This is a genomic window from Clostridium estertheticum (assembly GCF_011065935.2).
Lineage (GTDB): Bacteria > Bacillota > Clostridia > Clostridiales > Clostridiaceae > Clostridium_AD > Clostridium_AD estertheticum_A.
On the sequence record NZ_JAAMNH020000001.1, the window covers coordinates 4527779 to 4551292 of the forward strand.

The 23514-nt window shown below is 32.4% G+C and carries 16 protein-coding genes, 3 pseudogenes and 1 riboswitch; of the genes and pseudogenes, 6 read left to right on the forward strand and 13 right to left on the reverse strand.

The window, feature by feature from the left end; all coding sequences use genetic code 11:
• Positions 1-59: 59 nt before the first annotated feature.
• Positions 60-158 (reverse strand): annotated as a pseudogene (locus G9F72_RS27690) (ATP-binding protein); the annotation flags it as partial.
• Between the two features lie 57 nt (positions 159-215).
• Positions 216-342, forward strand: a riboswitch (cyclic di-AMP (ydaO/yuaA leader).
• A 1-nt stretch (position 343) separates the two neighbouring features.
• Here G9F72_RS27690 and G9F72_RS21545 point away from each other — a divergent pair.
• Positions 344-1006: a cell wall hydrolase gene (locus G9F72_RS21545; protein WP_164958264.1), complete on the forward strand. Its 663-nt coding sequence runs from the start codon at positions 344-346 to the stop codon at positions 1004-1006.
• 69 nt (positions 1007-1075) lie between these two features.
• Here G9F72_RS21545 and G9F72_RS21550 read toward each other — a convergent pair.
• Both G9F72_RS21550 and G9F72_RS21555 read right to left on the reverse strand, forming a co-directional pair.
• Positions 1076-1357 (reverse strand): annotated as a pseudogene (locus G9F72_RS21550) (hypothetical protein); the annotation flags it as partial.
• 135 nt (positions 1358-1492) lie between these two features.
• Entirely contained in the window at positions 1493-4483 is a 2991-nt protein-coding gene (locus G9F72_RS21555) for an Ig-like domain-containing protein (RefSeq protein WP_164958263.1), read from the reverse strand.
• A 515-nt stretch (positions 4484-4998) separates the two neighbouring features.
• On the opposite strand from G9F72_RS21555, the gene G9F72_RS21560 reads away from it, so the two are divergent.
• Positions 4999-5214, forward strand: a complete 216-nt coding sequence (locus tag G9F72_RS21560) for a hypothetical protein (RefSeq protein WP_224676210.1) — start codon at positions 4999-5001, stop codon at positions 5212-5214.
• An 85-nt stretch (positions 5215-5299) separates the two neighbouring features.
• Here the strand turns inward: G9F72_RS21560 and dprA are convergent, their stop codons facing one another.
• The 8 genes and pseudogenes from dprA to G9F72_RS21600 all read right to left on the reverse strand — a co-directional run bounded on the left by dprA (position 5300) and on the right by G9F72_RS21600 (position 14994).
• Positions 5300-6379 (reverse strand): DNA-processing protein DprA, encoded by a 1080-nt coding sequence (gene dprA, locus G9F72_RS21565; protein ID WP_164958262.1) that lies wholly within the window; start codon positions 6377-6379, stop codon positions 5300-5302.
• A gap of 22 nt (positions 6380-6401) precedes the next feature.
• Entirely contained in the window at positions 6402-7943 is a 1542-nt protein-coding gene (locus tag G9F72_RS21570) for a YifB family Mg chelatase-like AAA ATPase (protein ID WP_164958261.1), read from the reverse strand.
• Positions 7927-8520, reverse strand: coding sequence for a transposase (locus G9F72_RS21575; protein WP_164958260.1), 594 nt, complete (start codon positions 8518-8520; stop codon positions 7927-7929). The genes G9F72_RS21570 and G9F72_RS21575 overlap by 17 nt, the downstream gene beginning before the upstream one ends.
• 354 nt (positions 8521-8874) lie before the next feature.
• Positions 8875-9135, reverse strand: a complete 261-nt coding sequence (locus G9F72_RS21580; RefSeq protein ID WP_224676211.1) for a hypothetical protein — start codon at positions 9133-9135, stop codon at positions 8875-8877.
• Between the two features lie 140 nt (positions 9136-9275).
• On the reverse strand, positions 9276-9614 hold the full coding sequence (locus G9F72_RS21585; protein ID WP_164958258.1) for a nucleotidyltransferase domain-containing protein: 339 nt from the start codon (positions 9612-9614) through the stop codon (positions 9276-9278).
• A 94-nt stretch (positions 9615-9708) separates the two neighbouring features.
• Positions 9709-9930: pseudogene (locus G9F72_RS21590) on the reverse strand (HEPN domain-containing protein); the annotation flags it as partial.
• Positions 9931-10387: 457 nt separating this feature from the next.
• On the reverse strand, positions 10388-13534 hold the full coding sequence (locus tag G9F72_RS21595; RefSeq protein WP_164958256.1) for a hypothetical protein: 3147 nt from the start codon (positions 13532-13534) through the stop codon (positions 10388-10390).
• Positions 13535-13632: 98 nt separating this feature from the next.
• Positions 13633-14994 (reverse strand): hypothetical protein, encoded by a 1362-nt coding sequence (locus G9F72_RS21600; protein WP_164958255.1) that lies wholly within the window; start codon positions 14992-14994, stop codon positions 13633-13635.
• An 835-nt stretch (positions 14995-15829) separates the two neighbouring features.
• On the opposite strand from G9F72_RS21600, the gene G9F72_RS21605 reads away from it, so the two are divergent.
• The 4 genes from G9F72_RS21605 (at position 15830) to G9F72_RS21620 (ending at position 19643) form a co-directional block, all read left to right on the forward strand.
• Positions 15830-16498 (forward strand): DUF4397 domain-containing protein, encoded by a 669-nt coding sequence (locus G9F72_RS21605; protein WP_164958254.1) that lies wholly within the window; start codon positions 15830-15832, stop codon positions 16496-16498.
• A 250-nt stretch (positions 16499-16748) separates the two neighbouring features.
• Positions 16749-17774, forward strand: a complete 1026-nt coding sequence (locus tag G9F72_RS21610; protein ID WP_164958253.1) for a PTS transporter subunit IIC — start codon at positions 16749-16751, stop codon at positions 17772-17774.
• Positions 17775-18213: 439 nt separating this feature from the next.
• On the forward strand, positions 18214-19155 hold the full coding sequence (locus G9F72_RS21615) for an Rpn family recombination-promoting nuclease/putative transposase (RefSeq protein ID WP_164958252.1): 942 nt from the start codon (positions 18214-18216) through the stop codon (positions 19153-19155).
• Positions 19156-19457: 302 nt separating this feature from the next.
• A complete protein-coding gene (locus tag G9F72_RS21620) occupies positions 19458-19643 on the forward strand; it encodes a hypothetical protein (protein ID WP_164958251.1) in 186 nt (61 codons plus the stop codon).
• Between the two features lie 19 nt (positions 19644-19662).
• Here G9F72_RS21620 and G9F72_RS21625 read toward each other — a convergent pair whose 3' ends face one another.
• The gene (locus tag G9F72_RS21625) at positions 19663-21693 is read right to left on the reverse strand and encodes an ABC transporter ATP-binding protein (protein WP_164958250.1); all 2031 of its coding nucleotides are present in this window, start codon (positions 21691-21693) and stop codon (positions 19663-19665) included.
• Positions 21680-23449 carry an ABC transporter ATP-binding protein gene (locus G9F72_RS21630; protein WP_164958249.1) on the reverse strand — a complete coding sequence of 590 codons (1770 nt, stop codon included), beginning with the start codon at positions 23447-23449 and terminating at the stop codon, positions 21680-21682. Before G9F72_RS21630 ends, G9F72_RS21625 begins: the two co-directional genes overlap by 14 nt.
• Positions 23450-23514: the final 65 nt, after the last annotated feature.

Below are 23514 nucleotides of genomic sequence, written 5' to 3' on the forward strand. Positions count from 1 at the left end.
TGAACAAATTCAAAAATATTGATTCTCTTTTATGAGCTATAATTGAGTGTGATTTTCAATGTATTGGTATACTTTACTCTTGATATAGTTACATTGCCATCTTCTAATGGCTGTCTTAATGAATCTAGAGCTTGTTTGTTAAATTCTGCTATCTCATCTATCCAGATATAAATTTTCAGTGAACTTGCTTGATTTTTTATTATCATTGTATTATTATGATGCAATAGCCGAATCTTTCAAAGAAAGTACCGGGGATTTAATTTTGGGGTGAAGCTTTATAATAAAGCGGGGTTCCTCTACCCTAACCCGTCAACTAACCTGGGAGGCATAAGGAGGATACATAATGATCAATTTTAGACCACTAAAAACAATTTTTCTAACATCAGTATTAACAATCGGTATCCCAATGATTGCATCACAAAATGTATTTGCAGATACATTAACAACCAAACCTTATACTGTAAAAAGTGGGGATTGCTTGTCTGTGATAGCTCATAATTTTGGAGAATCATTAAATAATTTAAGGGAAGCTAATAACAAGTGGAACGATCTTATTTTTCCGGGACAAGTTCTCAAGGTTCCTGAAACAACTAGCTCTACTGCAGCGCAAACCAAATCTACGGCTATAAAATATACAGCAAGTGATTTGGACATGCTAGCTAGATTAATAACGGCCGAAGCACAAGGAGAGCCTTATAATGCTCAAGTTGCTGTAGGTGCAGTAGTTGTAAACAGAGTTAAGCACAACCTCTTTCCAAATTCAATAAGTGCTGTTATTAATCAAAAAACAAATGGTAATTATGAATTTACGCCGGTACTGAATGGTAACATTAATAGACCTGCAAGTGAAAGTGCTGTGAAGGCTGCACAGGAAGCACTTAGTGGAAACGATCCAACAAATAGTGCATTGTTTTTTTACGATGGGGTTACTCCCAAGGCATTGACTTCACCACAACCAGTTTCCATAGTAATAGGGAATATGACATTTGTATACTTGATAAAATAATAAAAAAAGGGATAGAAGATTCATAGTTTACTATGAATCTTCTATCCCTTTTTCAAGTTAATTGCACGCCACTAGTGTGAGAAACATTATCTTTACATTTTTCTCATCTATTTGTATAAGATCTCTATTAGATAAGTTTTCTAATAAACCTTTTACAATCTCTATAAAAGCTTCGATGTTACCATTCATTCTCATTTCATTTACTGCAATTCTAATCTTTTGAATTTCAATATTATAATCTTCACCTATCTTTTGAAAATACTGTTCCCAATAAATCGTTTTTATCACATAATTAGGTATCTTTAATACAGTTCCAAGAGGACCTGATTCTTTTATCGTAAGCATTCCAACCCCTAAATATAGGATACAATCCACTTTAAATCCGCATAAAATGACCCATTCTCAGAGCCTTTCAGTCTTTCGTTATCCTGTTAAATGTCCTCTACCCTTTTGTGGACTTTGCCAATGATGTAAGTTTGTTATTTATTATATACCTTCTGCTACTTCAACTTCTATAGTATATAAGTTTCCCTTATAGAAACCTGTTACAGTTGTTTTACCAGGTTTTACTGCTGTAACGATACCAGTTGCATTTACTGTAGCTACTTCATCATTAGTAGAGGCCCAAGTTGTCTCAGCTTGTACTTCTTTTTCAATTCCGTACTGATCTTTACCTAATAAAACAATCTGTCCTGTTGTCTCGAGATTAGCATTTCCATCTTCATCTTTACCAATTAATAACTGTACTCCTGCTACATCTTTTCTTTCATCCACAGTGTCTTTGATTACAACTGTTGATTTATCAACTATTAATGCATCATCAGAGAATGTTAAATATATTGAAGATGTTTTTCCATTAGCTGTAAGAATGCTTATTGTTATAAGTGAATCTTTATCCCCAATACCTGTTGTAGCATCATTTGCTTTAGCTTTAACGCTTATTGTTGAACCAGCTTTAGTTACAGTAACTAAACTTGAATCAGCAATTACACTAATTGCACTTGCAGGAACGTCTATTGCTCCACCATTTACTTTATAAGTTAATAATACTGTTTGATCCTTAGTATCATCAGTTGAATTGTATACTTTGTAATTATTCGCATCAAATGCTATTGAGTTTATATTTGTGTTATCCCCAATAGTTACATTTACAGTTAATTTTATAGCATCATCAGCCATTGATTTTACTACTATTGTATCAGTTCCTGTTTTTTTACCAGTGTATGTTACATACATCTTCTTAGCTAATACATCATAAGAAACTACTGCGCTAACTTTTGTTCCATCTGCGGTTGTAGCTGTTACCATTGCAGGATCAGTTATAGCTCTTGCATATTGATCAAGTATGACTATTTCTTTTTTAACAGTAGCTCCAGGAATTATTGCAATGGTGGTGTCTGCTAATGTTATAGTTTTTACTGTACTCTTAGCTTTTACAGTTACATTTAATGTATCTTTAATGACCCCCGCTCCGTCTATTGCCTTACTTCCAACGATTACCGCTAATGTTGTGTCTACAGCATAATTATTTACTGATGCTGCATTTGGAGCGAATTTTACAGCTATTCCTTCAGCATCCACTGATGTAGCATCTATAATAAGTCCTTTTTCATTATGCTTATAATAAACAATACTTGCAAAACTCGCAATAACATTTGCACCATTTTTAGTTGAGATAGTCCAATCTTTAGTATCAGGAGTTATTTTATCACCTTTGTTATCTTTTACACTTATTACTCTGTAAACAGGGGCTACCGCATTAGCTACTATACTATAGTCTGCAATGTTATCCCCAAGTTCTATTGATTGAAGTGATGTAACTTCTGCAGAAACTACTACATCATAAGTTGCAGCTGTTCCATTAACATTTACACGTACTGTATAGTCTCCAGCCTCTATAGCCGCAAACCTTAATGATTTAACTGCCTCTGTAGTTGCTATCTTGCCATCTTTATCTAATTTTTCGACTATTACTTTGTTAGATACTACCCCATTTTTTAAAACTGAAACGTTAACATTATTAGAAGTTACGTCTATAACTTCATTATGAGTATTTCTTATCACTAAATTTGATGTTTGTTTTATATCAACTTTAAGTTTTGATAATGTTATTGCATTAATCTTTGTTGCAACTGGATTTAATGTAGTTACTACCTCAAATTTTTCAGATTTTATAGTTGCTTCTGCATCAAAGGCCGTCCCTACATATGGAGTAACTTCATATCTTCCGACTTTTGCTGTTTTAGCACTGATTACTATATCACTTTTATCAGCACTAGTACCACCTCTCAGTGTGGCTGTAACTGTTATATCACTTGCAACTGTATTCACAGTTTTAGCGGTTACATTGAATTTAATCATATTTGGTGTTAATAAAACACCATCATTTCGAGCTATTTTATTATATTTAATATCTTCATTATTAAACTTAGTAACTGGATTTTCTGAAGTTAACCTAACTGCTGTAAGTTTAGCTTGTCCTACTTGAACTGTATAAGTAGCTTTAGCGCCATTAGCAATATTATATGCACTTATTGTTATTTTGCCTGGTTTTATAGCTTTGAATGTTACTTTATTTAATTGTGTATCATTGTCAGTTTGCGATTCATTTCCCAGTATTCCAGTATCATCAATTAAATCCATACCTGCATCTACTACCCATCTTACTAAGGTTTTATCTGTACCTGCATCTGACATTGGGTTGTTAAATTGATTTCTTATATCAGCTGTTAAAGTTACCCCTGCATCCCCTGCTAAGATAGTATCTACGGATGAAGATACCCCTATAATTGACTTAGGAGAAATGATTCCATCTTTTGCCACTATGTATGCAGAGCTTATTGAAGTTATTAATTTAGCCGTTTTATCTGTTGCATCTTTATCAAATTTTTCTACTTTAACAACTACAGCGTCATTTTCAACCAATTCTTTTGCTATTGTGATTTTTGCCATATTATTCTCTGCCCCTAATGTTACTTCTCTTGTTAAAGGCATGCCATTTACTGTTGCTGTTACTTTATAAGAAGAATCTGTTACTATATTATAAGTCTTTCCATATTGATCTACTGCTGTAAAATAAACAACATTGGATGTATTGGTAATTGCATTTGTTATATTAGTAAATGTTGCTAGGTATGATGTATCCTTAACACCTGCTGCATCTTTATCTGCAGCATCAAATTTAATTTCTTTTTCAGCATTCTTATAAACTACAGCTGGTATAACACTAGCTTCTACTTTTAATCCATTTGTATTGTTAATCCAATCCCCTTGAAAATTTTTAACATAAACTGCTCCACCTGCAACTATCGCACTACCTATTTCAACAAGGTTTGCTTGGTCATTAACATAAGCTAAGTCAAAAGCTTTGCTACCTATTACAACTGTACCACTCGGCATTGCAGCAAAAGCTGAGAAAGATGTTGATCCCGCTATCATTAAAGCAGTAAGAACAGAACTTGTAATTCTCTTGTTCATATATTTGTACCCCCATTTATTTAAGTTTAATTTATATACTTTATTAACTATCACTAATCAAATATTAATTATTGTTTTCAGTTCTTTTAATTTAAGTTAGTTATATTTTGTGTCTTATACTCAATATCTAATTTTTAAAACTAGTTTTCTCTACTTCAGAATTAGCTATGTTACCTTATGCTCCAACACCTATTACTAATATAACTCAAATTATACCATTAAAGTTTAAATTATACTATACCCAAACTTCACACAACTTTTATATGATTTATGTAGTGAGCTAGAAAAAGAGACCCGCCACCGAAATTCGGTTTTGAGGTGCATGGTGACTAAATAGCCTGTGAAATATCGTTATATTTCACAGGCTATTTAGCATAGATATTGGCATTTAAAGAAGAGTAATTTTTACAATAAAAAATTGTATGAATAGTAAATTTATGGTATATTTAATTTACAAAGTCAATTAGAATCTGAATAGTATCTTATGAAAATAAATATTGCAGGAGGATAAGTTAATGGAACGAGAAAAGAAATGTCCAGACTGTGGCTGTGAAAAAATTGCACAGGCTAAACTTGATATTAATGCAAAAGTATACCCTATTGACGCATTTTTCAAAATTATGAATGGTTCAGAAGTGAGTGCAGAGATATGTACAAAAAAATCAACTTCACTAAATTTACATTTATTTGACGATGAAGAACCTACCCTCCCATATTTTTTTCTTTTATAACTTATACCAAACATAATTAACTATCCTTTATTTATTCTATTATTCAGCTTAATCAATGGATTTTTATCGTTGCACACTATCTGGGTCACCACCTGTTAATATTGCTAGTGATGCCTTGTGGAGTCCATTGAGTCATACCTTCAACTTCCATAATAGATAGTGTTTCTATTATAACCTCCCTTTTTCCTTTTATTAAAAATAAAATTTCTTCTAAGTTCTTAGGCTTATTTCTTAGTAAACTCAATATTTGATTTTGCAATATTGATAAATTATAAGAATCCACATCTTGGCAAGTACTTATATTCAAACAATTTTTCTTATCTACTAATTGATTCGGTGTTAAATATATTTTAGCTCCTTCTTCAATTAACTTGTTAGTTCCTTTACCTTCTTCAGCATAAATATTATTTGGTGCTGCATAAATCTCAGTTTTATTTTCTTTGGCGAATTTAGCAGTTGTTAATGCTCCACTTCTTTCACTTGCTTCAACAACCAGCAGCTTTTCACACCATGCACTTAATAGGTAGTTTCTCATTATAAAATTGCTTTGAATTGGCTTTGTAGATGGTAAAAACCCAGAAATCACAGCTCCATTTTCTATTATCCTATTCATTAAGACTGAATGTTCGCAAGGATAACATATATCCACACCACTTCCTAAAAAAGCAAGAGTGTACCCACCACTTTTTAGGCAACCTGTGTGAGCGTAGCTATCAATTCCCTTTGCCATTCCACTTATTACAGTTACATTATTTTGAGCTAAATATTCGCCTGTTTCTGCTGCGACCTTTTTACCATACTCTGTACATCTTCTTGCTCCTACAATTCCAACACTTAAATTTTCTTTTATAATAGTACCCCTGTAAAATAACACAATTGGTGATTTCGAGCATAGTTTCGCTTTTTCTTTATACAATTCATCACTACAAGTAAGTACTTTTATTTCTCTTGCTTTACATTCTTTAATTATATTCTGTGCATTTTCCAAGGATTTTGAAGTAATTAATTCTTCAAGTTGATTTATATTTAATACATTAATATTTTCTAATTCATCTTTAGTTGCATTGTAAATACAATAGGGGTTTTTGTAATGTTGTAAAAGTTTTTTAGCTGTAACAGGTCCTATTCCCTTTATTAAGCTTAGCCATAGCCAATATACTTCCATAATGTTCTCCTTAAGTTATAAATTAAATCATAGCAATCATTTTTGATTGTTCCTTATCCAAATCTCTGCACATTAATGCTTTCGCTACATGGGTCTTTTTAATATCCTTAGAATTGTCCATATCTGCAAAGGTACGTGATAACTTTAAAAATTTATGATAGCTTCTCGCACTAAAATTAAATCTATCAAAAGCTTTTTTCAAAAATTCTATACTCTCTTTGTCTAATGAACAAAATTCTTTAATGTGAGAGGTTGTCATTTGTGCATTACGATTTATGTTCTCTATTTTTTCAAATCTTTTCTGTTGAATCTTTCTTGCATTCTCTACTTTTTCTCTTAGCTCTTTTGATGTACTACTTGATTTACTATTTGAAATATCTATGAAATTAACTGGCTGAACATATTTTTGTATATCTATTCTATCTAATATTGGTCCTGAAATTTTTTCTCTATATCTAAGCACTTCATAATCAGTGCACCGACATCTACTTGTTCCACGATAACCACAGGGGCAGGGGTTCATTGCTGCAATCAGCATAAAATTAGATGGATATGTATTGGTATATTTTACTCTTGATATAGTTACATTACCATCTTCTAATGGCTGTCTTAATGAATCTAGAGCTTGTTTATTAAATTCTGCTATCTCATCTAAAAATAAAACCCCATTATGTGCTAGAGATATTTCTCCTGGCATAGCGTTATTGCCCCCACCTATAATTGAATTCATTGATGCATTGTGATGTGGCGCTCTAAAAGGCCTTTCTGTTATTAGATTACCTTTACTTTTCAAAAGTCCTGAAACACTATATATTTTTGTTACTTCTAATGCTTCCTGCTCATTCATGCCTGGAAGTATTGTTGGAATCCGCTTTGCAATCATTGACTTTCCACAGCCCGGTGTTCCTGTCATAAGCATATTATGTCCTCCTGCAGCTGCTACTAATATAAATTCTATAATTCCTTCTTGCCCTTTTACATCTTCAAAATCTAGCAAATTTGTTCTTTTTATCTTTTGATTAGCTTTGCCGCTTATTACAGGTTTATATGGATTAACCCTCTCTATAAATTCAATAACTTCTTGTAGAGTTTCAAAAGCAAATATATTAACATCTTTAACTAAGGATGCCTCTTCCATATTTTCTTTAGCTACCACTATATTATTTATTCCACTATTTTTAGCAGCAATAACCATGGGCAAAATTCCACTGCATGCTCTTAAATCTGCATTTAAAGAAAGTTCTCCAATAAATCCGATTTTTTCTATTTCATTAACAGTTATTTGTTTTGAACGTATTAAAATCCCTATAGCCATACCTAAATCAAAATGGGATCCACTCTTTTTTATATCACTTGGAGATAAATTAATTACTATTTTCATTTTCGGTAATTCATATTTAGCATTTTTTATTGCAGCTTCTAACCTTTCTTTTGATTCTTTTACTGTGGTATCTCCAAGCCCTACAATATTAATGCTTGGCTTTCCATATATAGTGTCTGTTTCTATTTTAACAGTATAAGCATCTATACCTGCTAACGAAAAACTATTAACTACTGATGCCATCTATCTCATCTTCTCCCTTTTTTAATTTATCCATTATAGCGGTTTCCACAAATTTTTTATATAATTCTCTTTCTTTGCCTTTTTTAAAATATGAAAGCACGTCTTTTGATGTTATTAATTTCTCTTCTTTTTCTCCGATGTACATACTATAGCTACTCCAGTTATAATCCTCAGGTTTTTCAACCATATTGGCTTTAACAGGGTTAAGATGAATATATCTGCTTGTATCAAGCATTTGTGAGTCCGATTCTATAAGCTCTGCAAAATATCTATCTTGATATAAATGGCCGATATAATTATATTTATCATTAAAAAACTTAGCGTAGATACTGCTTACCCTGGCCATAAAGTCTTTCATATGTCTTTCTTTTGTTTTTAAAAGTATATGTATATGATTATCCATTAGGCAGTAGCAAGTTATTTCGTAATCATTATTAAAGTGTTCTATAGCTTCTTTAATAATTTCTAAGTATACCTGGAAATCTTCATCATCTTTAAAAATATCACTTCTTCTATTACCTCTACATGTTATATGATAGCTTGTGTTTCGATACCAAATACGTGCAAGATTTGTCATGCTGTTTATTCCTTTCTTTAGATTTACATTTTAATTCTTGACACCTTTTTCTTTTTTATACCTTGAAAAAATAAAAAATCACCCTCATGGCGAAATCCATAAGAGTGAATTAATTCGTGTGTTTTCATGTCTTTCTTTCATTATTCATTTTGCTATTCTTGCTAAGTTTAGACACCTTTCAGTTTACCCTAGAGGGTTTTAAACTTGCTACCTAAAATAAAAACAAGGCCTGTACAAGCCTTGTAATGGAGCTTAAATTTTGTTGTTAAACTGGTCTACGCTTTAATATTTCAATAATCTATTTGATTTCTACCTAGTAGATCTTTCATTACATCTATGTTTTCTTTGACTTCCTTAACGTCCTTTGAAATGCTCTTTATTGAGGTTCCTTGAGGTTCCAAATAAATCCACTTTTTCTTCTGTTAATGAACTTGAATCTTTGAAAGCTATTTCATTTTGTTCTTTATGTGCTGTTTGTATTTCTGCTATCACATCTATCTTTGCTTCTATGGATTCAAGTTTAATTGAGTTCTTTTTTACTTCGGTTTCAACCCTGTTTTGTCCTTCTAGTAGTTTTACAAACATAGCTTTTATTTCATCATCCATTTTCTTCACCTCTCATTATAGTATATCTTCAAAATTCTTTTAAAATATAATTTATTAACAAACTTTTCACAAATTATTTTAAATGCCTTTCGGGTTACCCCGGGGGTTTTTGTGAGACCCGAAGGGTTAAACTTGCTACTAGTTTAATATTATATTTGAGCGAAATTGCTAGTTGATATCTCTATTCCGGTTTTTAATATTTCTTCAACTATACCAATAGGTTCTTTATAATCTGCTGATGTAAATGCAAGAGGTTCTAAATCTGCATCATATTCAAGAGTCTGCATGAATAGAAATTTAAAGGCATCAACACCTTTCATTCCTTCAAAATAGTCAGAGAAAATTGCCAAATCTATATCACTGTCTTTGTCATAAGTTCCCTTCGCATAAGAACCAAACAATATTACTTTACTTATTGGAATCTGTGCACCTATTTTTTGCACATACTTCTCTTCTATATTTTGTACTGATTCAGAGACTTTAACCATTTAAATACCTCCTCTGTTCTATCCAATACTTTTTTTCCATTATCCTTAGAAATAGTTGATGATAATTTTTCTTTATAGGATGGATACCTTTCAGCTATATAATTATATAATAATATAGTAACTCTCCAAAGAATTCCATGTACTCTTGTGACTTATTATTGAATTTTTGATCATTAATAACTTTTATATTTTTATCCTCATTGAATATTTTATTATATACCCTTGCTATATTGTGAGTTCTATCTGCCTCTTCTCCTGTATATAGAACATAAAGACCCTTAACTAGTTTTTCTACTGCTTGTTGGCACATAAATACTACATATAGATATCACTATTATATCGTCTTTTCTTACATTATTCACTATTTACCTAGACACTATAATCAATCAATATTCTATAAATGTCGTGAAATAGAACTTTAACGACGAAAAAACTGCTCAAATATATTTTCATATATTTGAGCAGTTCCCATTCCTGGCTTCCGCCAAGTTTTTTTGTCCTTATTCTTTTCTAAGTCTCTCAACTTTTCTAACCAACTTCACATCTGCTAAATCCGCATCAGATGTCCCATCTTCGCCTAGCTTTCGCTTGCCCTCCACGACAAATACAGAAAAAGAGAACCATCATTTCTGACGGTTCTCTCTCTTCTTAATATTATTGTTTAATTGTTGTTAACATTCTAACTCTCTCGTTTTGACACCTTTCGGGTTACCCTCGGGGGTCTTTGTGAGCGAAGTGAGCTTGCTACGAGGGAGGTATGACTGAGCTTGCTCCTATTTTGAAATTGTCATTGTCAATGTTGCTGTTGTAGCTGTTGCAGCACCTTTTGACAATCCTACTGTGAATGTGTAAGTTCCATCTGTTGTACCTGCTACAGCTGGTGTGTAAAGAACTTTTGTTACTGTTGCTGTTACGCCATCCATTGCCAATGTTGCAATTTTAGCTTCAATCGCTGCTTTTACTGCAGGTTCATCTATAGCTAATATTGTAGTCATTGAATATGGTGCTGCAGCTACTAAGCCTTTAACTGTTGATACTGATGCTGCTGCTGATGCTGCTGCTGCTCTTGCGTCTGATGCTGTTTTTGCTGTTGCTATTGCTGGAGTTACTGCATCTTGTATTTTTGTTTTTGTTGTTAATGTTGCTTTAGCTGTAAATAATGCTGTTGCTACTTCCGTTTTACCAGTTGCATCTAATCCAGCATAATTTGTTAATGTTAATGTCATTTCATTTGCATCTAACAATGTTCCCACTGCTGCTGCGTTTGTTGCAGTTGTAAACTTAGCTACATTTACTGCTTCAGCTGCTGCAGCACTTATTGCACTTGCTAATGTTAAATCTGCTACTGCAAATAGATTGCTTTGTGGTAAAGCATAGACTGCATCGTAAGCTTCTGTATCTTGGATATATTTTGCATCAGATTTAACTGCTACTCTATATTTTCCATTTTCAGCAGTATTTCCACTTACTGTTATCTGTACCTTTGAATTGTCAGCCATTAAATTAGTAGTATAATCAGTGTTCGGACTTAATATTTTTCCATCTGAGTCTCTAGTAACTACAAAGTCTTGAGCATAGAATTGATCTACACCTGAACTTACAATCGCATCTCCTGCAAGATTTTCAGTAAATCCAACAGTTATTACTTGTTGTGCTATAGTTCCTGATACTACGAATTCTGTTATAGCTGGTGATGCGGCTAATTGAACTCTTGGTGCTAGTTCATCAATTATACCTGTAGCGTTTATTGTTAAAGCAGTTTGTGAACCAATACCTATTTGACCCGCTACAGTATTAATTGTTGAATCAGTTCCTCTTATTGTTATAACCGGTTTAATTCCTGTATTAACAAGAGGATTTTTTAAATTAAGTGTTACTACATTTGTATTATCTGTTGTTACTGATTCTACATCTGATCCTACTACTGTAAAATCATTAGCACTAGCTTTTGCAATACCCTGATCAAATGATACTTTTATTGTTTTTAATCCTGTTATAGCTGCTGCTTTAAATCCTGCTGCAGATGTAGCTGTTGTATCTTTGTAGTAAGCTTTTAAATTCACCGTTTGAATAGCTGATATGCCTACTGGATATACAAAACCATCTAACACATTTCCTGCTATATCTTTAACTCCCATTACTTTTACTTCAGTTAATCCTGAAGCACCAAATAATAACTCTTCATTATCAATTCTGCTTGGAAAGTCAATAAGGATTGCTTTAGAATCTTGTACTACTGATAGCGTTGCATCTGATGGTAATGTTCTTTGAACACCATTATAAGTCATAACATAGTTACTTGGGTTTGCAAGAGTTGCTGCATCCATTTTTTCGTTAAATGCAACTACTACTCTTCTAACACCTGTTGTTGGGCTATAAGCTATAGAGTGTGAAGCATACTTAGGTGCAGTTGTATCTCCTAATGTTAATTCTTGTGTATAATCTAGCATAGTGTTTTGTAATGTAGTTGCATCTTTAATTCCAGAAACCTTAACTGTATTAGTTCCTTGTGGTAATGCTTCATACATTGTAACAATAACTGCGTTACCATCTTCTGTAACTAAAGATGCAGTATTAATACTTCTAACCTTACTATCTTTATCAGTAACTACAACAAAATCTCTATATGAACTTAAAACATTAATCTTCTTGTTGAATGTAATTTTAAATGATTTATTATCAGCATTTGCTTTAATCTGAAGCACTTCTGGTCTTGTTTGATCTAAAGTTGCTTTAACTAACTTTGTAGTTTCAGTTATAACATTTCCGCTATAATCTTTTATACCTTCAACATTTACTACAGTTTCATAAGATGGTAGTGATTTGCCAACTCCTATGAATTCAAAATCATACTTGTTTCCTGCGACTCTAGTCTTTGCAGTTGCTTTTATCTTAGTATCTCCTGATTTCCAGTATACATTAGCAACGTCTACTGTATTAGGATCAACATCTTCGCTAAATGTAACAGTTAATTTTTCTAAAGTAGCTGATACTTCAGTCATAGTAGGTGCGACTTTGTCTTCTACTACTGTGAATTTCTGTTCAAAGTTTAAAGATTTTAAACCTGAGAAGTCTTCTGCTCCAACTATTGTTAAAGTATGCTCTCCAACTGTTAATGTAGTTGTGTCATAAGGAGTTAATGTAACTTCTCTATCTCCAACTGAAGGTGAACCGTAGAATGCTTTTCCATCTAATTTGAAACTACCAATTGATGCAGTCTTAATTGGTTCAGAAAAAACTACCTTTACCGCTTTAGTTCCTAGTGGAACAACACTAACAACTGTTGGAATCGTGCTATCAACTGGTGTAAATACCATGTCCTTAACATCTAAAACTTTATCTCCTGCTTTAACGCCTTTGATAGAAATCTTATCTGCTTTTTGATTTGCAAGATAATTACCTGCAACAGAAGCATCAAGGGTTAATCTAACAGTAGTACCATCTTCTAATAATGAAGCTGTTTTTATTGTTTTAGCTGAAGCTATTGTATAATTATCTTTATTTTGTGCAGTTGCTTTATCTACAGATGTTGAGAATTTAACTTCTACTTCTAAAAGATTAACAGCAGTTACTGATGCAACTGTTAATGTACTTACAGCATCTTTATCTGCAGCATCAAATTTAGTTTCTACTCCAGCAGCACTTTTATAAGTTACAGCTGGTATCTTACTTGCATCTACTTTTAATCCTGAAACATTGTCTATCCAATTTCCAGCGAAATCTTTAACGTAAATTGTTCCACCTGTAAGTATTGCATTAGTGATTTCAGTAACATTTTTTACATCATTAACATAGTTTATGTCAAATGCTTTGTTACCTATTACTACTGTACCATTAGTCATTGCAGCAAAAGCTGAGAAAGATGTTGATCCTGCTACCATTAATGCAGCAAGAGCTGAACTTGTAATTTTCTTGTTCATATATTTCTACCTCCATTTAATTTGGTTTTATTTTAATATTTTTTATTAACTACCCCTAATTAAATTTTAATTAAGGGTTAAAGTTCTTTTAAAAGCTATTATTTAGCAGCTACTAAAACTACTGCTTCTGATGTTCCAACTACTGTTCCAGCTGCATCAAATAATTTAACTGTAACTTTATCTCCAGCAACTTTTGCTGGGAATATTGTTGTAGTTGCTCCTAATTTAACGATAGCTGAAATAGGATTTACGCCGTCAAGTATTTGATAACTAACTGCGTTTGCTTGAGTTGAAGTAACAGTTCCTAATGATCCAACTCCAGTAGTAGATGGTTTTACTGTTGCAGTAACTTCTGATTTAACAGGTGGTACTGTTGTAATTGTTCCTGATTGTCCTAAAGCTACTGGTATTTCTTTAACTAATACTGAACTTGCATCTAGTAATTTAACATTTACTTTGTCTCCTGCAACTTTTGCTGGGAAAACTGTTGTAGATGTTCCAAGATCAACGATAGCTGATATAGGAGTTACTCCATCAAATATTTGGTATTTTTTAGCTGTAGCAAATGTTTTAACGCCATCAGCTGTTAAAGTTACACTTCCTATTGCTCCAACGCCAGTAGTAGATGGTGCAATAGTAGTTTTAAATATTTCTGTTGTTGAATCAGTAACAGTTACCATTATTGTTTTCCAAGCCTCATATGTTCCATAAGTTTTACCTTGGTTTTTAATAGTTTTATCTGTTTCTGCTAAGTAATTTTTCCAAGTTGTTGATTTTGCTGTATTTGCATGTACAACAACCATGTAAGTTCCTGCTTTTTCAAATGTGTATGATGGAGTTGCAGAGTAATCTGATACTCTATTTGTCCATACTCCAGTTGTTGGATTGTATATATGCATTCTGTATAGGTATGGTCCTTCGATTCCGCCTATTCCTTCTATTCCGTTGAATTTAACTGTTAAACCGCTAGTTTCAAAGTTAGCTTTTCCATTAGCGTATACTCTGTTAGAATCATTTTTAGAAACACAGTTAAGTGAAGCTGCATAGTAAGTATCAAAATCGCCTAGGCTATTCTTTTGAACGCCTGTTGTTCCAGCTTTTTTTACCCATACTGAAAGTTTGTGTTGTCCTAATGTATATTTTGCTGTTTCTGGTAATACATAAGGTGTTTTAGCATTAACTGCTTCTGTGTATCCTTTTGTTAATTCTGTCCATGCTTTACCATCGAATTGGAATGCTCTGTACTGAACATCACCTGTATAGTTTGAAGTTACTGTAAAATTTTCAGTATCTCCAACAATTAGTGGTGAATGGCTTATTCCAACATAATTTACTGTTGGATTAACTACAGCTAGTATTGGAGTAGCTGTTGCAGCTTTTGCAGTAACATTGCCTAAAACTCCGGCCATTACAAATATTGCTGCCATGAATATGCTTAGTGATTTTTTGATTTGTTTCATATAGTTTGTCCCTCCCATTAATATATACTTTTTATTTTGTTAAAAATAAAAACATGATTATGATTGTAGTCTCTTTTAAAGATTACAATTCCGTCTTCTTTAACTACACCCCCTAGAGAGCTATTTTTTTGTTACTATAAAACTAAGTAATTATGTTTTAAAGTAACAAAGTAATTAAAGACTTAAATGTGTTTGTGATATTTTTAGAATGTATGGCGTTTGTTTACCATATTATGAAATGCCATGAGTTATTTATGATATTGTAATACATTTACATAAAATTCATGGTATATGTATTATATAACTCTTTTGGTTAAATTTCAACTTTTTTATTAAAATTTAACTTGATTCCATTTATTTTCATAACTTACACTTATATAACGTTTATGGTTATATTTTAGTTGCAAGTTTTTGAAAACTTTTTTACTTTTATTTACTTGGATTAATTTTCACATAGTTAACAAAGTTTCCTCTATTTCATATGTTTTCTAGTTCCACACTTATATAACGTTTATCTTTGTAATTTAGTTGCAGTTTTTTGAATCTTTTTTACTTTTATTTACTTGGTTTAATTTTCACATATATATTAAAATTTTCTCTATTTCATATGTATTCTTGTTTTACATCTATATAACGTTTATCATTACAATATAGTTGCACTTTTCTAAATATTTTTATAATTAAAATCACAAAATACACATATATACTTTAGTGTATTTTTAGCCCTTTATATGTCTATTACAAACAACCATATTTTATTCCAACTAATTTCAGTAACCTTCCAGGAATTTTCTTCATATATTAGTATAGTAGAAATATTTGAAGGGAGCCTTTTATGTTCTATTGTCCAAAAAATGTTTATAATCCTTATTCTCTATATCGTGTAAGCCCTGCGACTTCATATTTTAGAATTCTTCACGCTTCACCTAAATCACCAGCTGTTGATGTATATATTAATGATATATTGAAATTTAATAACCTTGCCTATGCCTCTTTTACAGATTATATAGAGGTTATCACTGGTGATTACAATTTAAAACTCTATCCAGCGGGTACTAAAACTACCCCAATACTTAATAAAAACCTTTTTGTTCCACCTGAAAAAATTTATACTGTTGCAGCTATAGGTTTATTGCCTAACATTGATGTACTCCCTGTTCCTGAAACTAAAATTATAAAACCTGCTGATATGGTATATATTAAATTTGCTCATTTATCACCTAATGCTGGCCCTGTAGATATTGTATTACCAGATGGTAAGATTCTATTTAAAAATATTAGTTACAAAGCATTTACTGATTATATACAAATTCCTGCGGGCACCTATACTTTAGAAGCTAGACCTACTGGCACCAAAACTACAATTTTATACATTCCTAATGTAAAACTAAAATCTCAACGTTTTTACACCGTTTATGCTATAGGCCTACTCAATGGTCGACCAGGCCTTCAAGCACTAATTCCTCTTGATGGTAGTTCTTATTTAGAAGTACGCGAAGACTAGTTATACACCACATTTTTCATATCACAGACTTTAAATATTTGTAAAAGAAACTTTAAGGCATAAAGTTCTAGGAAACCTTCCTGGTGCTTTATGCCTTTTTTAATTTGTACTAGGCTTCATACTTTTTTCATAGTCATATTGATGTGTTTATAAGAAGATGTTATAATATTGTGAGTTGTGTATGTATATTCACTGGTATATACTTATGTATAGTTTGTACCAATTATATTTTATTTTAGGAGGATAACTCATGGAAAAATTAAAAAGCATTATAAAAAAAGGAATTAATAGATATTTATTAGGCGCCTTAAGTGCTATGGCATTAGGTCTATTTGCTTCATTAATCATTGGACTAATAATAAGCCAATTATCAAAAATTCCAGGACTTGACTTTCTTAAAGAGTTTGCAGCAATCATTTCATCTAAATCCCCCGTAGTTGGCTGCGCTATAGGTGTTGCTGTTGCTTGGGGCTTAAAGGTTACCCCACTTGCAATGTTTTCCTCAGCTGCCACTGGTGCATTTGGATATATGTATATGGGCGGTGGACCAGTAGGTGCTTTCGTCGCTGCAGTAATAGGTGCCGAACTTGGAAATTTAGTGTCTGGAAAAACAAAGCTTGATATTGTTATAGTTCCCATTGTTACTATTGTTACTGGAAGTATAGCAGGCAAATTTGTTGGTCCTTATATATCAGCCTTTATGATAGGTTTAGGTGCACTCATAAATTCCGCTACGAGTCTTATGCCTATTCCAATGGGTATCGCTGTATCTACTTTAATGGGCATGACGCTCTCTTCTCCAATTAGTAGTGCAGCCATAGCAATTTCACTTAATATGTCAGGCCTTGCAGCCGGTGCTGCTACTGTAGGTTGTAGTGCTCAAATGATTGGCTTTGCTGTTTCTAGTTATAGAGAAAACAAGGTAGGTGGTTTACTATCTCAAGGACTAGGCACCTCCAAGTTACAGTTACCTAACATAATACGCCGTCCTCAAGTTTGGATACCCCCTACCCTAGCAGGTGCAATCTTGGGACCTCTTTCTACAACTATTTTTTCCATGAAAAATAATTCACTAGGTGCAGGTATGGGCACAAGTGGCCTTGTAGGTCAATTCGGAACTCTGGCAGCTATGCAAGGCAGTGAACCTACCTCCATAATAGTATTAAAAATAATACTTCTACACTTTATAGCCCCTGCAGTCTTAACCTTAATTTTCTCAGAGCTTATGAGAAATAAAGGCTGGACAAGAGAAGGCGACTTAAAGCTTGAACTTTAAGCTGGTGCCACCCACGTGGCAAGTGGCATGTTTAGATTTAAGAAAGCTCTTAAAATACATGGATGTATTTTAGGAGCTTTGATTTTCTCCTCTATTATAAGCGATACTTATTTCCAAATTAATCTCACACCATTGGTGTGTGAAATTAGCTAGAGTATGCATATTGTGGATGAAAATGGTTTTTACGCGTTAACCTACTTTTCTTCTCCTCATACCACATATTTAACACCCATAATATCACCCTTGATATCGAAACAATGTACGTCAGTGCTCAGAGATTTTCAGATAGCTTCCATATAAATTATATAAATAGCCTTTAATTCATTTAAAAGATTATTTTTGGTTTCAACTTTATTTTAATGGTTAAAAACTAATGTAAACAAAAAATCGATATAATATAATAAGAGTAATTAACGAAGTACAAGGAAGTGAATAACTGATGATAAAGAAACATGATTTTGATGCAGCATGGAAATCAATTTTGGAAGCATTTGAAATAGAAATAGTCGAATTACTTTTTCCAGAGATATTTAATAATATAGCTTGGGAACTCGGAACAGAATCATTAGATAAAGAATTGCAAGAAATACAAAAGGATATATTTGATAAAGATAGTAGTGAAAAAGTAATATCGGATAAAATAATAAAAGTGAGATTAAAAGATAAAGGAAGCAAGATATTATTTATACATGTAGAGGTACAAAGTTATGGCAGTGGGTATGAAGTTTTTGGTGAAAGAATGTTTAGATACTTTTATAGTATATGGGACAAATTTAGATATAAGTATAAGGATAACTCAGAAATAGTAGCTGCTGCAATTTATACCTATAGTGGTGACCGTGGAAAGGATAAAAGCTATGTTTATAAACTACCAGAGATAGAAAATACTATACTAACATATAACTTTAAAACTATTGATGTAGAAAAAATAAAGTTTGAAGAAATTAATGATGATAACCCCTTAAAATTAGTTTTTAAAATGGCAAAAAATTTATTAGAAATAGGTGCAAGAGATGAAGATATATTAAAGGCAAAAATAGAATTAGGTGAAGAATTATCAACTTATGATAAAGTTAAAAATAGTGAACAAATAAAATCATTAGTAGATTTTTTAGAATACTTATTTTTACTCCAAGATCCGGAGTTAGAGAAAGAATATGAAAATTTCAAAAATATAAGAGGGGGTGCATTTAAAATGAGTATAGAGGAAATTAGGAAATTGCACTATAAGGAAGAAGGACGAGAAGAAGGACGAAAAGATGAACGAAAACAATTAATACTTAATCAATATAAAAAGGGACTTTCTATAGAATATATTGCAGAAATAAATGATCTTGATGTTGAATATGTGAAAGAAATACTAAAAAATAGTCATCAGTAGAATAACTTCACTACGGTACCAATAGATTCCTGGGATAGCATCAATATAAATTATAAAAAATAACCTTTAATTATTTAAAAGGTTATTTTTTATTTTAATAACGTATTTCAGGAAATCCATTAGAATTTCAACCATAGAGGATTTTGAAACTAAATTGCACAAAGCCATAGAAAATATATAAAATGCAAAAAGTTTATTATAACCCTGTGCAAGCGGTGAAGGTATCTAGCAGGCAAAAATTATCTCTAGTGCCACCCACGTGGCAAGTGGCATGTTTAAAGTTAAGGAAGCCCCTATAATACATGAATGTATTGATAAGACCAGAAGATTGGGTAGAGCTTTTAGTTCCTGGTTGCGAATCAGAATGGATTAGCGAGATGAAAACAGACGTAAGGAGGGAAATACTTATGGGATCTCCACTTTATAATGAATGGATGGAAGTTTATATTCCACGAAAGGTATTAAAAAATCCCTATATTTATTTATAGGGATTTTTTGATTTACATTTTATTTCCCTTCCATATACTGTAGCTTATATAAATTGCTATACAATCCTTGTTTTTCAACTAACTCCTCATGATTTCCTATTTCTCGTATCCTACCTTTATGCAGCACTATTATCTTGTCTGCATTTTTAATAGTAGATAATCTATGCGCCACAATAATTGTAGTACGATTTATTGTAAGCTTATTTAATGCATCTTGAATTAAGCTTTCAGTTTCTGTATCTATATTAGAAGTAGCTTCATCTAATACTAGTATTGGTGGATCAAAAGCTATTGCTCTTGCAAAGGCTATTAACTGCCTTTGACCTTGTGAAAAAGTTGAACCTCTTTCATTAACAGGGGCAGAATATTTCTCGGGCAATTTTTCAATAAACTTATCAGCATTCACATATCTACAGGCTTTTATTATATCCTCATCAGATATATTTTTATTATTTAGACGTACATTACCTTTTATGTCCCCTGCAAAGAGAAATACGTCCTGAAGTACTGTAGCTATGTTTTCCCGTAGCTTTTCTTTTCTCATATGCTTGATATTCTGTCCATCCACCAATATCTCACCCTTTTGAATGTCATATAATCTGGTTATAAGGTTTATAATGGAGGTTTTTCCCGCACCTGTAGCTCCAACAAAGGCTATTTTCTCACCAATTTGTATGTTGAAACTAACATCTTTTAAAACCCAATCTTCATCTTTATATGCAAACCAAACATTTTTAAACTCTATATTTCCCTTAAGTCTATCCACTTCCACTGGATTTTTAATATTATTAATTTTTTCCTGATTATCCATAAGCATAAAAATTCTTTCTGAGGATGCCATGGAGGATTGGAGTATATCGTACTTTTCTGTAAGGTCAAATATAGGCTGGAAAAACTGCATTAAATAACTAATGAAAACAAATAACACCCCTAGTTTTATATTTCCATCAATTGCCCTTATTCCACCAAACCATAAAAGTACTGCCAAGGTTAAGGAGGAAAACAAATCCATGGTAGGCCTAAAGATTGCAAATACTTTTATTTGACCCATGGTGGCTTCTTTATAAGATTTATTTACCTCTGCAAATTCCTTATATTTTTTCTCTTCTTTGCCAAAGACCTGAACGGTTTTCATACCAGATATATTTTCTGATATAGAGGAATTTATCCTTGCAAGTCTAGCTCTTACTTTTCTATAAGCTTCCCTATCATATTTCTTGAACAGATAAGCCGTGAAAATTACAAAGGGTAGTGACCCTACAGTAATTAGTGCCAATTTAACATCTAGTATGAACATAGCTATAATTATTCCCACTAGCATGAACAAATCCTTAAATAAATTAACAAGTACTGCTGTATACATTTCATTTAGCGTTTCCACATCGTTTGTTACCCTAGTCACAAGGCGCCCCACAGGGTTTTTATCAAAGAATGATAGTGACAAGCCCTCTACCTGTTTAAATACTGCCTCCCTAATGCTAAACACAATCTTTTGCCCTGTATATTGCAATATGTATGTCTGAATATAATTAAGTATAAAAATCAGAATAGCTATTATAACAATATATACTGCAGTTTTTATAACTTCCTGTGCATCGGTTTTTCTTAGTATTTTCAAATCCGCAGGCTTTATAATATCTGCCTTATAGGAAGCGCCTCCTTGCGTAAACCTATCAACTTTTATACTAAATTCAGTGTTTTCTTGTACTTTTGCATGGATTATATAGTAACTGTTATTATGATATACCATAGAGCAGGGTTCACCAACTCTATGATATCCTTGAACTACATACTTATCGCCTAGAGGGATACTATTCTCTAGAGGCTTTGCTACAATGGTGTACTCTTTATTGTAGCCCATTAGATTATTATCTATAGCATTCTTTATGAGGTATGGACGAGCTAAATCCATAGCTGTTACTATTAACATTATAAATATTACAAGGATTATGTACCACTTGTATGGTTTTGCAAATTTTAGAAGTCTCCTCATAAGCTTTGAGTCATATTCTTTAGTTATATTCTCTTCCTCATTATTATAATTTTCCATTAGCTGCCACCTCCTCCTCAGACTGGATTCGCTCCTCTATAAGTTGCTTTTCATAAATGTCTTTGTATATGCCAACTTCATTTATAAGCTCCGCGTGGGTTCCTCTTTGAATGATTTCTCCCTCTTCTAGCACAATTATTGCATCTGCATCTTTTACGGCAGAAATTCTGTGAGATATTATAATAGAGGTTTTTTCCTTCATTATTCTTTTTAGGTTTTGAAGAATTTTAACTTCTGTTTTAGCATCTACTGCAGATAAGCAATCATCCAAAATCAGTATGTCTGGATTTTTAATAAGAGCCCTTGCTATAGAGGTTCTTTGCTTTTGTCCACCGGATAGTGTTACTCCTCTTTCTCCAACAATGGTTTCAAAGCCCATTGGGAAATCCATTATATTATCATAAATGTCTGCGTCTTTAGTGCTTTGAATTACTTTATCCATGTCTAGCTCTTCAAAGGCTAAATTTATATTCTCTGATATTATATTAGAGAATAAGAAGGAATCTTGAGATACAAAACCTATATTTTCTCTTAATGTATTTAATGGAATCCTATTTATATCTTCATTATTTATAAAAATTTTACCGTCTTCTACGTTATAAAGCCTTAAGAGCAATTCAACCAAGGTAGTTTTACTACTGCCTGTGCGTCCTACTATACCTAATGTTTGTCCTGACTTTACAGTTAAACTAATATCAGATAAGGCTGGTTTTTCCATAGTTTTATACTTAAAGCTCAAGTCTTTAATAACAATATCGCCTTTAAGTGTTGCGGAAGCATTAGTATTCACATCAAAAATTTCAGGTTTTTCTTTTAGAATTTTCTCTATTCGCTCTAGTGACGCAAACCCTCTCTGAATAAGATTAATTACCCAACCTATAGCCATCATTGGCCAAATTAGATTGGCAAGATACATATTAAAGGCTATGAAATCCCCCAGAGATATGTTTCCGTAAATTACATATACTCCACCTAAGGCTACTAATAGTACTAGCCCCAGGGACGCAATAAATTCAATAAGTGGTGAGAACAATCCCCATATTCTAATAAGGGACATATTAGCTTTAAAATTATTGGTGTTTTCTACATCAAACTTCTGAAACTCACTTTCCTCTTGCACAAAGGATTTAATAATTCTTATGCCAGAGAAATTTTCTTGAACCATATCCGTAAGCTTTGAGAAGGCTTCTTGAACCTTAGTAAATTTTCTGTGCATTATCTTACCAAATTTAAGTGATACTATGCTTACAAAAGGAAGTGGCAAAAGTGACAATAGCGTAAGCCGTACATTTATGCTAAGCATAATAACAATAGTTGCTATAGTTAGAACTACGGCATCTATAATCATAATTACGCCCTGTCCTAGAGCCATCCTCACCGCATTAAGGTCATTTGTGGCTAGCGCCATAAGATCTCCTGTTTTATTTTCATCATAAAAGTTAGTAGACAAACTTTGTAGATGGGTGAAAAATTTGTTTCTTATATCGTATTCCACGAATCTTGAACTACCCACAATGAAAATTCTCCACACGTATCTACCTATTGCCATAAGCGCTGCAACCATTACTATGAACAATATGTATTTTAATAGTAAACCTTTACTTGCTGTACCCTTAGAAATATTGTCTGTTATAAATCCTATTAATTTTGGCGGTATTAGTTGACATATATCAACTATTATTAGAAATACAATTCCAAACAAATACCTTTTTCTATAATCGTAGGTGTATTTAAAAAGTTCTCTGATTTTTTTCATGCTTTCCCCCTTTTGGTCTGGTGCCACCCACGTGGCAAGTGGCAAGTTTACACTTGCCATTTTCC